This is a genomic window from Dysgonomonas sp. PH5-45 (genome assembly GCF_029893235.1).
GTDB lineage: Bacteria > Bacteroidota > Bacteroidia > Bacteroidales > Dysgonomonadaceae > UBA1309.
This window is the reverse complement of sequence record NZ_JARXWE010000021.1, coordinates 1-14,994: the sequence shown is the minus strand read 5'-3', so window position 1 is coordinate 14,994 and position 14,994 is coordinate 1. Positions and strand designations below refer to the sequence as shown.

Below are 14,994 nucleotides of genomic sequence, written 5' to 3'. Positions count from 1 at the left end.
TCTTTTGCAGCCCGGTATTATTTTATTGGTCAAAAAAATTACAGGTTAAATTCCTTTTTTATTGTATCAACAAAATCAAGTTTTTCCCAAGTAAATAATTCTATTGTTTTTTTAATAGGTTCTTGGGTATATCTTGATGTAAATACCTTTGTTACGGTTTCGGGAGTGCGTCCCATATGTCCGTAAGCTGCTGTTTCTGAGTAAATAGGATTTCTCAGTTTCAGTCTTTCTTCTATGGCTTTAGGACGCATATCGAAGATAGCCTCAACTTTTTTGGCTATTTGCCCATCGGTCAGTGAAATATTGCTCTTTCCGTAAGTGTTGATGTAAATGTTCATAGGTTTGGCAACACCGATAGCATACGAAACCTGCACTAAAACTTCGGGCGATACACCTGCCGCGACAAGGTTTTTGGCAATGTGGCGCGAAGCATACGCAGCCGAACGGTCTACCTTCGAAGGGTCTTTGCCCGAGAATGCACCACCTCCGTGAGCACCTTTGCCGCCATAAGTATCTACAATGATTTTACGGCCTGTGAGGCCTGTATCTCCGTGAGGCCCACCGATAACAAATTTTCCGGTAGGATTTACGTGATAAATAATGTTGTCGTTAAACAGACGGGTGATATCTTCCCTGAATTTATAATTCTCCTTGACACGCGGAATCAGTATGTTTATCACATCTTCCCTGATTTTATCCTGCATCGCTTGGTCGGGACCAAACTCGTCGTGTTGTGTAGAGATTACAATTGTGTCGATACGCAACGGTGAACCATTATCGTCGTACTCGATTGTTACCTGCGATTTAGCATCTGGGCGCAAGTATGGCATCAAAGCAGTTTCGTTTTTGCGTATTTTGGCAAGTTCTATCAGCAAGGCGTGCGATAGGTCTAAAGCCAGTGGCATGTAATTATCGGTTTCGCTGGTTGCATATCCGAACATCATACCTTGGTCTCCTGCTCCTTGATCCATAGGATCGGCTTTTTGGTCAACTCCCCGGTTGATGTCGTCCGATTGCTCGTGAATGGCCGACAGAACACCGCACGATTTAGCTTCGAACTGATACTCGCTCTTTGTATAACCGATACGCTCTATTACTTTGCGGGCAGTTTCCTGAACGTCGATATACGCTTTCGATTTTACTTCGCCGGCAAGGACAACCTGTCCGGTTGTTACAAGTGTTTCGCAAGCCACTTTCGACTGAGGGTCGTGTGCCAGAAATTCGTCAAGTAGTGCATCCGAGATTTGATCGGCAACTTTATCGGGATGTCCTTCCGACACCGATTCCGATGTAAATAAATAGCTCATAATAATATAATTTTTTAAATATAAAATTAATGAGTGGTAGGTTTTGTCTGTGAGATGTTTGTACAAGTATTGTACAAAGAAGTAATAAAAGGCGGTTTTAGCATTTTTTACTGTGGTTGCAAGCAGACAAATCTTTCCACATTCTAAACTGAATGCAAAGTTATATCTTTATGCTAAAAAATAGAATTAAAAATATATAAAATCTTATATATTTAATCAACTAATTGATAGTCATTATTATGTGGCATTGGAGTGTGTCTTTAAAGAAAAATAAAACCAGTTATCATGTTATAAATATTGATGAGCTTCGTTATATAATGCAGGATGGAGATAAAACAGTTTAAATTGGTAGTAATGCCTCTGCGGGATAAAATGTATAATCTGGCAAGGAATATTTTGGCTACTAACAGTGATGCTGAAGATGCTGTGCAAGAAGCAATGCTGCGCTTGTGGAGTGTGAGGTCGCAACTACTTGTCCATCCAAACGTTCAGGGTTTTGCCATCCAAACCGTAAAGAATATTTGTATTGATAAATTAAGGAGTGGACGGTATAATGTTCCTATCGACGGTTTGCAGATAGCCGAAAGTTCTGAAACGCCTCACTTCCGAACAGAGTTGAATGATAGCGTTAGGCTAGTAAAAAAAATCATAGAAACATTGCCCGAATTGCAACGGCAGATTATACTGATGCGCGATGTTGAAGGATATGAATTGGCGGAGATTGCCGAAATTGTTGGAACACAAGTGTCTGCTGTGACAGTTAATTTATCAAGAGCCCGAAAAAGGGTGCGGGATAAATTTATCGACATAAACAAGATAATTAAAGAGTAAACATGAAGGATATAGGGGAAATAATAGACCGGTATTTTGAAGGTGAAACTTCTTTGAAAGAAGAGAAGCTTTTGCGCCAATATTTTAAACAAGGTGATATCGACGAACGGTATCGGATATATGCACCTATATTTTGTTTTTTCAGTGAAGAAAAAGCCGAAAAAGGGATAGATTCGGTTTCCGACTCCGGTAGCACAAATGTTAGTAGGGCTAAAAAGAAAAAACGCTTGCCAATATACCTTTATATAGGTATTGCCTCAAGTTTTTTACTCTTTTTTATAGGACGGGCTGTTTATCTTAACAACGATACCGAGACTTCAAAATCGATAGTCTATATTGACGGCAAAAAAATATCTGATAAAGAGATTGTCAGAACGCAAGCTATTGTATCAATCAACAATGTTTCGGACTTAGATGCTGATGCTATTGATTCTCAGATTTCTGTTTTAGAGTCATTTATCCAATAAACTAAACTATACGATGAAACTACTGAAAATAATAATACTATTCGTTATGAGTCAAATGCTATTTTTAACTGCATTTGGACAGGAGAATATGAAAATAAAAAACTGTTTTGATAAGTATGGCAAACAAAAAGGCTCGGTGATGGTTCAGCTTTCGTCCGACATCCTTTCGCAAGGCAGTAAGATTTCTTTCTATAAAAGTTTGGTTTTGGACGAAACTCCGGAAAAGCTTACAACCGTGCTTCAAGCCGTTCATACTGATATAGAAAAAGGCAGTAAGATTTCTGAACTGAAAAAAAACGGTAAAGTAGAATCGGGTACATATTTGGTAAGAGATGGTAAAAAAACACAAGCGTACGAATATATTCTATTTAAAAATAAATCGAAAAAAATAACACTGGTTTACCTGAAAGGAAGCTTTTCTCCCCAGCAATTAGATTATGAGTTGTCTAAACTGAAGGACTTGTTTATTTACGTGAACAACAAACGATTGAAGATTCAATAACTTAAATTTTATTAGATCAAATATTATGAAGAAACTATTTATTCTCTCCTTTTTTTGCTTGTCTGCAATGTTAATCTCGGCCAAAGAGCACCTAACCGATACGGTTTATCTGTCCAATAACGAGGTTACGTCGCATACGGAAACGATTGATACCCAAAACAGCAGTGTCTCTATTGATGGAGCGGATTATAATGTCAATTTTTTTTGGCAACGCAGACCTAAAAAATGGTTGTCTCCGAGGTCGGGCAGTGGGTTCGGATTCAGTTTTCTGAATTATGACGACTCCGACATCTCGGGCGGTAAACTTAAACAAAGCCAGTCATATATGTTTTCGGTGGGTATTTGCAACTATGGAATGCAAATAGCGAACTCTAACTGGATGTTTGTTTCGGGTATTAGCTTGGATTGGGCACGCTACCATTTTAGCGATAATGTTGCTTTGACCAAAGTTGATGGTATAACTCAATTTAAACCTGCTCCTGAGGGTATAGATTACAAATCGAGTAAATTATTGGCACACTATGTGTCTATACCTGTTTTGATGGAATATCAGTATAAGAAGTTTTTTGTTTCGGGTGGGGTAGTTGGTTTTTTCAAATACTATTCGAAGTCGCAAGTGAAGTATTATGACGATTTAGGTAAACATAAAAAAAATCAAGGGCGCGATTTGAATATGCGTACCGTAGACTTAAAATTGAGGCTGCAGGCAGGTATTGGCGATGTCAGTGTATTTGCTTATTATTCGCCTTTTTCAATGTTTAAAAATGATGAGAATCCCGATATAAAAACCTACTCTGTTGGAGTAATGATAGATTTTTGAATTTACTGATTATAAAATGAATGTAGAAAAACCTTCCGGTAGCGATTGGGCTATTTGGGAGGTTTTTTGTTTGATGTTGTCGGGTATGGCAAATAAAGATAAAAAACAAAAAAGCTAACTATCTTTTATATTGATAATTAGCTTTTCTTATGGTGACCCCGGAGAGGCTCGAACTCTCGACCCAATGATTAAGAGTCATTTGCTCTACCAACTGAGCTACGGAGTCGTATTTGTTTTTTATGGTGATGCAAAAGTATATAATTATTTCTTTTTTGAGAAACTTTCGAGGGTATAAAATTATACGTAAAAACGTTTTTCTATCTATATTCTAATTCTAAAAAAGATACCCTATCACATTTTTCTGCAACAGGGTATCCTTTATATTTTACTGAGTTGTGAGACTATATCACCGAACAGGAATCTTGTCTATTCTTTTTTGGTGACGTCCTCCTTCAAAGTCAGTTTCGAAGAATTTGTTAAGTATATCTATGGCTTCTTCTTCCGAAACAAACCGGGCTGGCATCACAATCACATTTGCATCATTATGCGCCCGCGCCAAACTTGCAATCTCGGCATTCCAGCACAAAGCAGAACGAATGCCCTGATGCTTATTTAGTGTCATATTTATTCCATTTCCACTACCGCAAATACCTATACCCGGATAGCATTCTTCTTTCTCTACGGCCACAGCCAAAGGATGTGCAAAATCGGCATAATCGCAACTGTCGGACGAATATGTGCCGAAGTCTTTGTATGCAATACCTTGAGCTTCGAATAAAGAAATTAAATACGCTTTCAACTCGTATCCGGCATGATCGCTGCATATGCCCACAGGCTTATCTGTTTTAGGTAATACCAAAGTAGCCATATCTTTTTCTATTTTAAAAAGTCTTTCACTTGATTATAAACATTCTCGGCAGTAAAGCCCAGTTTCTCGTCCAAAACCTTATATGGAGCAGAAAATCCGAACGACTCCAAGCCCCAAATACGTCCCGAATCGCCAACCAAACCTTGCAGATTTACAGGCAACCCTGCCGTTAGGCCAAATATCTTGGAGCCTTCGGGCAAAACAGATTTCTGATATTCTTTGTCTTGGCTTCTGAATAAGCCTTCGGATGGAACAGAAACAATGCGTGTACGCACACCATCGGCATTCAGTAGTTTGGCTCCCTCTATAAGGGTGGATACCTCCGAACCGGACGCCAACAGAATAACGTCAAACTCAGCATCATCAATAGCCACATAAGCTCCATATTCCGCTTGCTGTGCATCTGCATAGCGAGAATCTGTTATAGTAGGCAGATCTTTAATATTCTGACGAGATAGAATCAAGCCCGTAGGCGTGTCGGTATTTTCCATAGCCATTCGCCACGAAACAGTTGTTTCGGCAGCATCGGCAGGACGTAACACCAACATTGAATTCTGCCCGTGATGGTTTTTCAGTTTTTCCATCAAGCGTATTTGAGCTTCCTGTTCAACAGGCTCGTGTGTAGGTCCGTCTTCTCCTACCCGGAAAGCGTCGTGAGTCCAGATGAATTTAACAGGTTGACCCATCAATGCGGCCATACGGATGGCAGGTTTCATATAATCGGAGAATACAAAGAAAGTTGCACACGCCGGAATGATACCACCATGCAAACTCATACCGATACAAACACATGCCATTGTCAACTCACAAACTCCGGCCTGAAAAAATGCTCCCGAAAAATCACCCTTACGGAATGCTTGTGTATATTTAAGGAAACCATCGGTTTTGTCGGAGTTCGAAAGGTCGGCACTCGACACAATCATATTCTCCACATTCTGAGCCAACACACCAAGAACCGTAGCCGATGCTGCACGAGTTGCTATATCGTTTTTCTGCTCTATGGCCGCCCAATCGATGTTCGGTATTTTGCCTGAAAACCAAAGCTCTTTTTTCTTGGCCAAATCCGGATTTTGTTGCGCCCATGCTTTTTCGGCTGCATGCCTGTCGGCAACGATAGCTTCTAATTCCTTCAATCGGTTTGCATAAAACTCTGCTACTTCGGGGAAAATAACAAACGGATTTTCGGGATTTCCACCCAAATTCTCAATTGTTCGTTCAATAGAAGCTCCACCATCGCTTAAAGGCATACCATGCGAGGCTACTTTATTTTCGAAACTCGATCCATCTTCCTTGCGCGCGCCTTTACCCATAATGGTTTGTCCGATGATGAGCGTAGGCCGTTCTTTTTCGACTTTTGCTTCGGTCAAAGCGGCACGTATCTGTGCAACATCATTTCCGTCGATAGATATCACATGCCATCCCCATGCACGGTATTTAGCGGCAGTATCTTCAACTGTAACGTCTTTCGTTTCGGTAGAAAGTTGGATGCCGTTAGAATCGTAAAACATAATAAGATTGTCAAGCCCCAATGTTCCGGCAATGCGACCTGCTCCTTGCGATATTTCTTCCTGTATTCCACCGTCCGAAATAAAAGCATATATTGTTTGCCCCATTTGCTCGCCTAAACGGGCTTTCAGGAATTTAGCGGCAATAGCGGCACCAACGGCAAATACATGACCTTGCCCGAGTGGCCCTGAGGTATTTTCTATTCCCCGTTCTACGTCCAATTCGGGATGTCCGGGTGTTGCGCTGCCCCACTGACGGAATTGTTTAAGATCGTCGATCGAAAATTTGTTGATCAATGCCAGTTGAGAATATAGCATTGGCGACATATGCCCCGGATCGAGAAAAAAACGGTCGCGACCCGCCCATCTGGGATTTTGAGGGTCAAAAACCATAAATTCGGAGTACAAAACATTTATAAAGTCTGCGCCTCCCATAGCACCACCGGGATGGCCCGATTTAGCTTTCTCTACCATTGCAGCAGCCAATATGCGGATATTATCGGCAGCTCGGTTTAATACATTTATATTGTTCATTGCTCAAAAATTGGTTTTCCTATTAATCAGAGACAAAAGTATGAAATTAAAAAGCAAAAGGCAATAAACTTATCGTCAATAAACATTTTGGAGTATGAATTTTTCGGACGAAAGTTCAAAGTGTTGTTTGTTAAGTTATTATCTTAAATCGTGCAAACTTCAACAATAATTGTTTGGTTCCCGCATTCTGGAATTCAACAGTTGCTTTACGACTCTCGGCTGCTCCTTCAACCGAAAGAACTTTACCTATGCCAAAGCGCTCGTGTTCTATCATTGCTCCAACAGGTACATCTGCCACTCCCGTTTGTGCCGATAATTTAGGTGTGGCATGCCTTACACTCACCATTTTGGATGGTGGAGGCGTACTTACAGGTTTAGGGTTTGATTCGTAGTTTCTGATTGGAGTGCTGCTTTCCCTTTCTTCTCTTTGCCGGCGGACATTGTCCCAAAAACCATTGCCGTTTGCAGAACTGAAACCACCACTTAAAGCTCCTGCACTGATGTTAAGGAACGAAGTATCTATTTCGCGAAGAAAACGGCTGGGATTGCACGGATTGGTTTGTCCGTTGCGGAAACGGCTCTTAGCATAAGTCAGCATACAAAACTCCTTTGCCCGTGTTATTGCCACATAAAACAAGCGGCGCTCTTCCTCCAAGCCCCGTGTTTCCGATTTGGCCATTGACGAGGGAAAAAGGTCTTCTTCCAACCCAACAATAAATACGTTTTTAAACTCCAGCCCTTTTGATGCGTGAATGGTCATCATCGTCACTTTTTCGTGACCCGATTCTTTGTCCGTATCTTGGTCGGTCAGCAAAGATACTTCGGCCAAGAAATCCATCAAGCCTATCTGTTCTTCGCCTTCTTCGCGGCGGGTTTCACAAAATTCGTTGATACCACCAAGCAACTCTTGCAGGTTTTCCTGCCGACTCATTCCTTCGGGTGTATTATCCTGATAAGCCTCACGGGCTATTCCGCTTTGTTTGACGATAAGAGAGGCCATCTCGTAGGCCGACAGTTCTTGCAACTGTTGCATAAAGCTGTCTATCAGTTCACGGAAATCTGCTAATTTACGTCCCGTTCCTGCGTTTATATTCAGGTTGAAAGCCAAAGGGTTGGATACCACCTGCCAAAGGCTCGTGTTATGCAATCGGGCTGCTTCGGCCACCTTACTGAGTGTTGTTTGCCCAATGCCACGAGTAGGGAAATTTATGATACGCTTCAGCGCTTCTTCGTCGTTAGGATTGACTACCAGACGGAAATAGGCTATCACATCCTTTATTTCCTTACGCTGATAGAAAGACAAACCGCCATAAATCCGGTATGGGATATTGCGCTTGCGTAAAGACTCCTCAAAAATGCGTGATTGGGCATTTGTTCTGTACAGGATAACGAAATCGCTATACGGTTCTTGTTTTTGCCGCCTCAATTCTTGTATCTTATTGGCTACGATAAGGCCTTCTTCAAAGTCGGAAAAAGCACTGCTCAGCTCCAACTTTTCGCCTTCTTCGTTTTCAGAATAAATTTTTTTCCTTATTTGTTCCACATTACGGCTGATAAGGCTGCTTGCGGCATTAACTATGTTCTGTGTGGAACGATAGTTACGTTCCAGTTTAAACGTTTGTGCATTAGTATATTCGCCGCTAAACTGCAGAATGTTATCTATATTTGCTCCACGGAAAGCGTAAATACTTTGGGCATCGTCGCCCACCACACAAATACGGTGATGCAGGGCTGCAAGTTGGCTCACAATCTGATATTGCGAGCGGTTTGTGTCCTGATACTCATCTACCAAGATATATTGAAAACGCTCCTGATAAGTTTTCAAAACTTCCGGATTGTCCAGAAAAAGACGATTGGTGTAAAACAACAAATCGTCAAAATCCATCATGTTCGAAGCTTTTAGCCTCCGGTTATATTCACGATAGATGTCTTTTATCTGCGGAACTTTAGCCCGTGCGTCATGCTCCAACACTTCCTTGTTTTGGGCATACATGGCAGGCGATACCAAAGCGTTCTTTGCTCTCGACACCACAGCCTGTACCATACCCGGTTTGTAAAGTTTATCATCGAGTTGCATCTCCTTGATAATGGTCTTTATCAGATTGCGCGAATCGGCCGAATCGGTAATGGTATATGTAGCCCCGAAGCCTATCCTTTCGGCTTCGGCACGTAATATTCTCGAAAAAATGGAGTGAAACGTTCCCATCCACAACCGGCGGGCAACGTGTTCGCCAACCAACTGTCCTACACGCTCGCGCATTTCGCGTGCCGCTTTGTTGGTAAAGGTAAGAGCAAGAATGTTTTGCGGAGGTAAACCCAATTTCAATAAATAGGCTATCTTGTAGGTCAGTACACGTGTCTTGCCCGAGCCCGCACCCGCTATTACGAGCGAAGGTCCGTCACAAAACTCAACAGCAGCCCGTTGCGATTCATTCAGTTGTTGAAGTAAATCTTCCATCTACAAAAATGGTGTATAAAAAAAGGATTTGATGTTCCCTATCTAAAAAAGCCCCGGTTGTAATCTTGCCTTATACGATTACACCGATGGGCTTATATATCATTTATAATTTTACCTTGACAGGTAATTTTTTTTATTTCTTAAAACGGTAAATCGTCCGAGTCGTCTCCGCCAAAAGGTTCGGTGGATTGTTGAACGGGCTTAGGTGTGCTTACTGCGGAAGGCGAAGCGGTTTCGTTTCCGTAAGCAGGTTGTGCTATTGGTTGTTGGGTTGTTGTATCGCCACGGCGGCCCAGCAACTCCAAATTGTCGGCATAAATTTCGGTAACATAGCGTTTCACTCCGTTCTGATCGTCGTAGCTACGCGAACGTATCTTTCCTTCGATGTATACTTGCGTTCCTTTCCTCACAAACTGTTCGGCCACTTTAGCCAATCCACGCCAGCAAACAATATTATGCCACTCCGTACGGTCTGGAATCTGAGTGCCATTTGCGGCAGTATATCCACGTTCGGTTGTGGCCAAAGTGAAGTTAACAACAGCCGAACCATTGTCGAAGTATCTGACATCGGGGTCTTTGCCCACATTACCTATAAGTATTACTTTATTTACTGACATAATATTTCCCTTTTATTTCTATTTTTCTGGATACAATATACAAATATAAGTAAGAATATTTGTAAAAACCGAAACAAACCTTCCTTTTAATTTCCTTTGGCTTTATACGCCATTGCATAGAAGCGCATCTGCTTTACCATTGATAGCAGCCCGTTAGAACGGGTGGGAGAGAGGTGTTCGTTCAAGCCTATTTTTTCTATAAAATAAAGGTCTGTATTAATAATCTCGTCTGGTGTACGCCCCGATAAGACTTTGATGAGCAAGGCTATAATGCCTTTTACGATTACGGCATCGCTTTCGGCCCGGAAACAGACCTTACCGTCAACATATTCGGCATTCAGCCATACGCGGCTCTGGCAACCTACAATGAGGTTAGATTCCACCTTATATTTTTCGTCAAGCGGTTCGAGCGAATTGCCTAAGTCTATCAGCAAGGCATATTTGTCCATCCAATCGTCAAAGACCGAGAACTCTTCAATAATCTCGTCCTGTATTTCGTTTATAGTCATTCCTTTTTTATTTTTCTTTGTAAATAATCTCCATCACGGTTTGTCCCACAGCCTTGAGGGTTTCCCGATTGATGTTTTTCATATCATCGTTCATGGTATGCCAATACCACCCAAAACCAAGGCTCGAATTTGGGTCAAACTGTACGATGTTGGCACAGGGGATATTCCGGTTTTCGATAACAGGCACATGGTCGTCAATGATAGCCCCGCCTTTTTTGTTGATAAAGTACTTACCATATCCCAGACTATATGCCGTGCCCCATATTTTACGAACCACATCGGTAGCATATACATCCGAATATTGTTCCTTATAGAAAGTTGCACTGGGTGCGCCAACCATATCGAGTAAGATTCCGTAACGTGCCTTATAGTTTGGTGTATGCGGATTTTTTGACCAATATTGCGAACCTAAGCACCACCAGTTTTGGCTGTTATCGGTATCATCGTCGAAGGCGGGTGTTCCGTAATCTTCGGCGTCGAAAAAGATGATATCTATTCCCAAAGCGGGAGTTTTGAGTTGTATTTGGCGGGCAATTTCGAGCAGAACACCTATTCCACTGGCTCCATCATTGGCTCCCAGAATAGGTTTGCGGTGGTTTTCGGGATTCCCGTCACGGTCGGCAAAAGGGCGGGTATCCCAGTGTGCAAACAGGAGTATACGCTCCGCCTGGTCAACGTTGTACGACCCTATTATGTTGCGCATATTCAAAACCGTGCCATCGTAGGCTTTTACCTCCGCTTTCTGCTCAATTACTTCGGCTCCGAAGTGCTTGAGTTGGGCAACTAAATAATCGCCACATGCCACATGTTCGGGAGAGTTAGGTACACGATATCCAAAACCGACCTGATTGTCTATATACCTGTATGCGCTATCCTGATTAAATTCGGGCGATACTTTTTTGTAAACGCCCTGAGTGCTGTTTTCGTTTTTAGTAGTAGTCTTAGAGCTACAAGCTACAACGAGAAATAATACTGACACGAGGTATGTTCCTATCTTCAACTTAAGCATTTTTATTTTTTTACGTTTAAGGCACAAAGATAAAGAATCATATCCAAATTCTATTCATCATCGTCCTTAAACTCCAAGATATCGCCGGGCTGGCAGTCCAGCTCCTTGCAGATAGCCTCGAGCGTCGAAAAGCGTATAGCCTTAGCCTTTCCGGTCTTTAGTATAGATAAGTTGGCCGGCGTAATATCCACTTTTTCTGATAGTTCGTTCAGTGAGATCTTACGCTTAGCCATCATAACATCTAAATTTACAATTATTGCCATATTCAGATTTTAGGGTTAGTTATATAGTAAGATCCTGCTCTTCTTTCATCTTCAGAGCTTGTCGCAGAGCTTCTGATATTGCCAAAAGCGTTACGCCAAAAATCAAACCGAAATAATCGAGCGATCCGTAATAGGATACCGTATATCCATCGAACGATATGAGTTGAGAGAAAATAAACCTATCGGAAATTTTTGAAAAGGATTCAACAAGTCCTATAAAGATTACACAATATCCCAATCGGCGTATGCGAATCATATTTTCTCTTGTAAATATTTTATTTTTTCCTATCGAACTTAATGTCTTAAAGAACAGAATAGGAATATAGATGAGTACAATAATATTCATCAAAGAAAGGATTACTACCGACACCGATACTACCTTAGGCCAAACTGATAAATTATCACTTTCGCTCAGTGGAAAATAAACTGTTGAAATATCTTTTTCAACAAACACTTCTTTGCCTGTTCTATTATTTACTTTTTTTTCGGTTGTAGCATTCTTGTTCGATTCGGCTTTCAGGGGAGATGGAAAAGGAAAACCTTTTTCTCCATGTGCTTCTTCCTGATGTTTATGCGAATAGTAAGATATCATTTGTGGTATAACCTGCACCACATTATCAAAAATACTGTAAAGGTACAGTGCTATTAAAACGATTGAAAGAACTTTTAATTTACGATTCATTCTTTTAGTTTAGATAATAAAAGTTAGAAACTACAGAACTTTTTCTCTTAATGCAAAAATAAGTTGTTTTACATTACTGCATTTGCAAAGATAGAGACAAGAAACAAAACTATTGCTATCACGATACTCATAACTGTAAATATTAAATTTGTTATTCAATGTTTATTTATCGTTTTTCGATATACAAATGAAAACATAATTTTCCGGTAAAAAAAATATTTTTATTGTTTTTCGATAAAAATATTTTCATTTGCGATAAAATAGAATATTTACAAGGTCTCGCATTCCGTTATTTTAGCTGTTTAGGCATAGATTTGTTTCTTTTTCAGATACTTCAAAAAAATATTGTCCACCATGTACAAGCGGGTAATTTTCCCGTACATGGCCTACCGGAAAATCAAAACAAACAGGAATATTATATTCGCTAACCATTGCACGAATGTTCTCATATACAGTCATTGGCATCAAAGGGTCTTCTTCATAATCGGTGAATTGTCCAACAACGAGCCCTTTTATTTGTTTTAATATACCTGCCAACTTCAGATTCCACAAAATACGGTCAATCTGGTAAGGGCGTTCGCCAATATCTTCTATAAAAAGTATTCCATTCTTAGGCACTTGCGTATAAGGCGTACCAATCAATCCCGCCAAAACAGAAAGGTTCCCGCCAAACAAACAGCCTTCGGTATCTCCCTTGATATTTAATTCATGAAATGGCCGATTGTAATTAATAACCTTATTGTTCATTAAAATATCTTTTAAATATATAGAAGACTCATTGTCAGCATCCAAAGCCAGATGCTTTGCCATCGGGGCATGAATAGAGGCCAATCCGTTTTGCATAAACAAAAGATGAAGGGCTGTTATGTCGCTATATCCCACTAACCATTTAGGATTCTTTTTTATTTTCGTAAAATCAATAGACTCAAGCAAGTGTACAGCTCCATAGCCACCGCGCGAACAGAGAATCATTTTCACTTGTTCATCATCCATCGCATCTTGAATATCACAGAGGCGTTGCTCTGCTGTTCCGCCAAATCGGCCATACCGTCCTGCGGCATGGGGAGCAACTTCTACTTCGAGTCCCCACGTTTGTAAGGTGTGTTTAGCCCCTTCAATATATTGTTTGTCTATACTACCCGAAGGGGATATAATCCTGACTTTATCTCCCACAGATAAGGCAGGAGGATATATAATAGTGTGTTTCATTTTGTTCTGCTTTTTATCTTATCTACATTAACTTATAAGCAAATATACAACATTAATCCCTGGTGCATTTGGATGATACAAAAGAAGTTGATTATTATCAAACAAATTGCTTTATTTTAATTTATAATTCTGGGATGGGTGAAATCCCCCGCCTTTAGGCGGAGAATTTATATATTTGTAAAAATATAATTTTTATGCAAACATATAAAAGCGGTTCACACACCCGCTATGACATCAAATATCATATAGTTTGGATAACGAAATATCAGCCTCTGGTTCTCGAAGGTTCGGTTGCCGAACGAACCCGCGAGTTGATACGTCAAATATGTATGCAAAATGAAGTGGCAAGTTCACCGTAATTATGAAACAACTTTTGACGCAGCGGAAGAAATGGTCAAAATTGCTTCTATAAAATTATTGTTGAATAAAATTAAACAGGCTCTAAGAGTCTGTTTAAATTTGATTACTAAAAAATAATATAGGGCTTCGCAAAACAAGCTGGAAGATGTTTCTTTGAAGTGACCAAACTAAAAAAGAAATGTATCCTACCGATTTAACAGAAGCCCAGTGGCAATATATAGAAAAAGTTCTATTGCCCCAAGAAAGAAGACGAAAACATGACCTGAAAGAGATATGGAACGCCATATTTTACTTAGTGAGAAGTGGTTGCCAATGGCGCATGTTACCAAAAGATTACCCTAAATGGGAGTTGGTTTATTACTATTTCCGTAAATGGTCAGACCTGCAGGAATTTGATTTACTATTGAGTAACTTACGGGAATCTGTTCGATTTAAACGAAAGCAAAATAAGGAAGCCTCTTTAGGTATTATTGATAGCCAAAGTGTAAAATGGGGAAATAATAAAGCCTTGAAGGGTATTGACGGCAATAAAAAGATAAAGGGTATTAAACGTCATGTTGTAGTTGATAAAAATGGATTTTTAATAGCAGTTATGGTGACGGTAGCCAATATTCATGATAGCAAAGCTGCGAACCTATTGATGCGGGTACTTAAAGAATTATGTTCATCTGTAAAAACTATTATAGCTGATGGTGGATATAGGGGCGAATTGGCTGATAATATTAGAAATACATTTGGTTATGTATTACAAGTCATAATCAGTGGTTATCAAAAACATGGTTTTAGACCAATAGCGAAACGTTGGGTAATAGAACGTACATTTGCTTGGTTCGATTATAATCGAAGATTATGCCGTAACTATGAAACAACTTTTGACTCTGCAGAGGAAATGGTCAAAATTGCATCTATAAAATTATTGTTGAATAAAATTTAAACAGACTCTTATATTATAAATAAATTATTAATGCGAATCAGTAGTTGAAACAATTCGCTGATTTGTTTAGTTAAATTATTTATTATCAATGAAATAAGCGCGTTGAATATTTGCTCAAT

16 protein-coding genes and 1 tRNA gene are annotated in these 14,994 nt (G+C 40.1%); 6 read left to right on the top strand and 11 right to left on the bottom strand.

Features of this window, described 5'->3' with window-relative positions; genetic code table 11:
* Positions 1-38: 38 nt before the first annotated feature.
* Positions 39-1,307 carry a methionine adenosyltransferase gene (metK, locus tag M2132_RS08415; protein WP_280672916.1) on the bottom strand — a complete coding sequence of 423 codons (1,269 nt, stop codon included), beginning with the start codon at positions 1,305-1,307 and terminating at the stop codon, positions 39-41.
* Between the two features lie 324 nt (positions 1,308-1,631).
* Here metK and M2132_RS08410 point away from each other — a divergent pair, with 324 nt between their 5' ends.
* The 4 genes from M2132_RS08410 (at position 1,632) to M2132_RS08395 (ending at position 3,927) form a co-directional block, all read left to right on the top strand.
* Complete coding sequence (locus M2132_RS08410; protein WP_280672915.1) at positions 1,632-2,138, top strand: RNA polymerase sigma factor; 507 nt, start codon at positions 1,632-1,634, stop codon at positions 2,136-2,138.
* 2 nt (positions 2,139-2,140) lie between these two features.
* On the top strand, positions 2,141-2,605 hold the full coding sequence (locus M2132_RS08405; RefSeq protein ID WP_280672914.1) for a hypothetical protein: 465 nt from the start codon (positions 2,141-2,143) through the stop codon (positions 2,603-2,605).
* Positions 2,606-2,693: 88 nt separating this feature from the next.
* Positions 2,694-3,107 (top strand): hypothetical protein, encoded by a 414-nt coding sequence (locus M2132_RS08400; RefSeq protein WP_280698261.1) that lies wholly within the window; start codon positions 2,694-2,696, stop codon positions 3,105-3,107.
* Positions 3,108-3,132: 25 nt separating this feature from the next.
* Positions 3,133-3,927 (top strand): outer membrane beta-barrel protein, encoded by a 795-nt coding sequence (locus tag M2132_RS08395; protein WP_280672912.1) that lies wholly within the window; start codon positions 3,133-3,135, stop codon positions 3,925-3,927.
* 150 nt (positions 3,928-4,077) lie between these two features.
* Here the strand turns inward: M2132_RS08395 and M2132_RS08390 are convergent.
* The 10 genes from M2132_RS08390 to M2132_RS08345 form a co-directional block, all read right to left on the bottom strand.
* Positions 4,078-4,153 (bottom strand) — tRNA-Lys (locus M2132_RS08390).
* Positions 4,154-4,333: 180 nt separating this feature from the next.
* Entirely contained in the window at positions 4,334-4,795 is a 462-nt protein-coding gene (locus tag M2132_RS08385) for an RpiB/LacA/LacB family sugar-phosphate isomerase (RefSeq protein WP_280672911.1), read from the bottom strand.
* 8 nt (positions 4,796-4,803) lie between these two features.
* Positions 4,804-6,834, bottom strand: coding sequence for a transketolase (locus tag M2132_RS08380; RefSeq protein WP_280672910.1), 2,031 nt, complete (start codon positions 6,832-6,834; stop codon positions 4,804-4,806).
* A gap of 130 nt (positions 6,835-6,964) precedes the next feature.
* Positions 6,965-9,292 carry an ATP-dependent helicase gene (locus M2132_RS08375; protein WP_280672909.1) on the bottom strand — a complete coding sequence of 776 codons (2,328 nt, stop codon included), beginning with the start codon at positions 9,290-9,292 and terminating at the stop codon, positions 6,965-6,967.
* A gap of 140 nt (positions 9,293-9,432) precedes the next feature.
* Positions 9,433-9,909, bottom strand: coding sequence for a single-stranded DNA-binding protein (locus M2132_RS08370; RefSeq protein ID WP_280672908.1), 477 nt, complete (start codon positions 9,907-9,909; stop codon positions 9,433-9,435).
* An 86-nt stretch (positions 9,910-9,995) separates the two neighbouring features.
* Positions 9,996-10,418: a SufE family protein gene (locus M2132_RS08365; RefSeq protein ID WP_280672907.1), complete on the bottom strand. Its 423-nt coding sequence runs from the start codon at positions 10,416-10,418 to the stop codon at positions 9,996-9,998.
* A 7-nt stretch (positions 10,419-10,425) separates the two neighbouring features.
* Positions 10,426-11,427: a M28 family peptidase gene (locus M2132_RS08360; RefSeq protein WP_280672906.1), complete on the bottom strand. Its 1,002-nt coding sequence runs from the start codon at positions 11,425-11,427 to the stop codon at positions 10,426-10,428.
* A gap of 50 nt (positions 11,428-11,477) precedes the next feature.
* Complete coding sequence (locus M2132_RS08355) at positions 11,478-11,690, bottom strand: helix-turn-helix transcriptional regulator (protein ID WP_280672905.1); 213 nt, start codon at positions 11,688-11,690, stop codon at positions 11,478-11,480.
* Positions 11,691-11,709: 19 nt separating this feature from the next.
* Positions 11,710-12,372, bottom strand: coding sequence for a DUF2975 domain-containing protein (locus M2132_RS08350; protein WP_280672904.1), 663 nt, complete (start codon positions 12,370-12,372; stop codon positions 11,710-11,712).
* A gap of 294 nt (positions 12,373-12,666) precedes the next feature.
* Entirely contained in the window at positions 12,667-13,581 is a 915-nt protein-coding gene (locus M2132_RS08345) for an LD-carboxypeptidase (protein ID WP_280672903.1), read from the bottom strand.
* A 194-nt stretch (positions 13,582-13,775) separates the two neighbouring features.
* Between M2132_RS08345 and M2132_RS08340 the strand changes: the two genes are divergently transcribed.
* Both M2132_RS08340 and M2132_RS08335 read left to right on the top strand, forming a co-directional pair.
* Positions 13,776-13,940: a transposase gene (locus M2132_RS08340; RefSeq protein WP_280672902.1), complete on the top strand. Its 165-nt coding sequence runs from the start codon at positions 13,776-13,778 to the stop codon at positions 13,938-13,940.
* Between the two features lie 179 nt (positions 13,941-14,119).
* Complete coding sequence (locus tag M2132_RS08335; protein ID WP_280672901.1) at positions 14,120-14,875, top strand: IS5 family transposase; 756 nt, start codon at positions 14,120-14,122, stop codon at positions 14,873-14,875.
* Positions 14,876-14,994 lie beyond the last annotated feature (119 nt).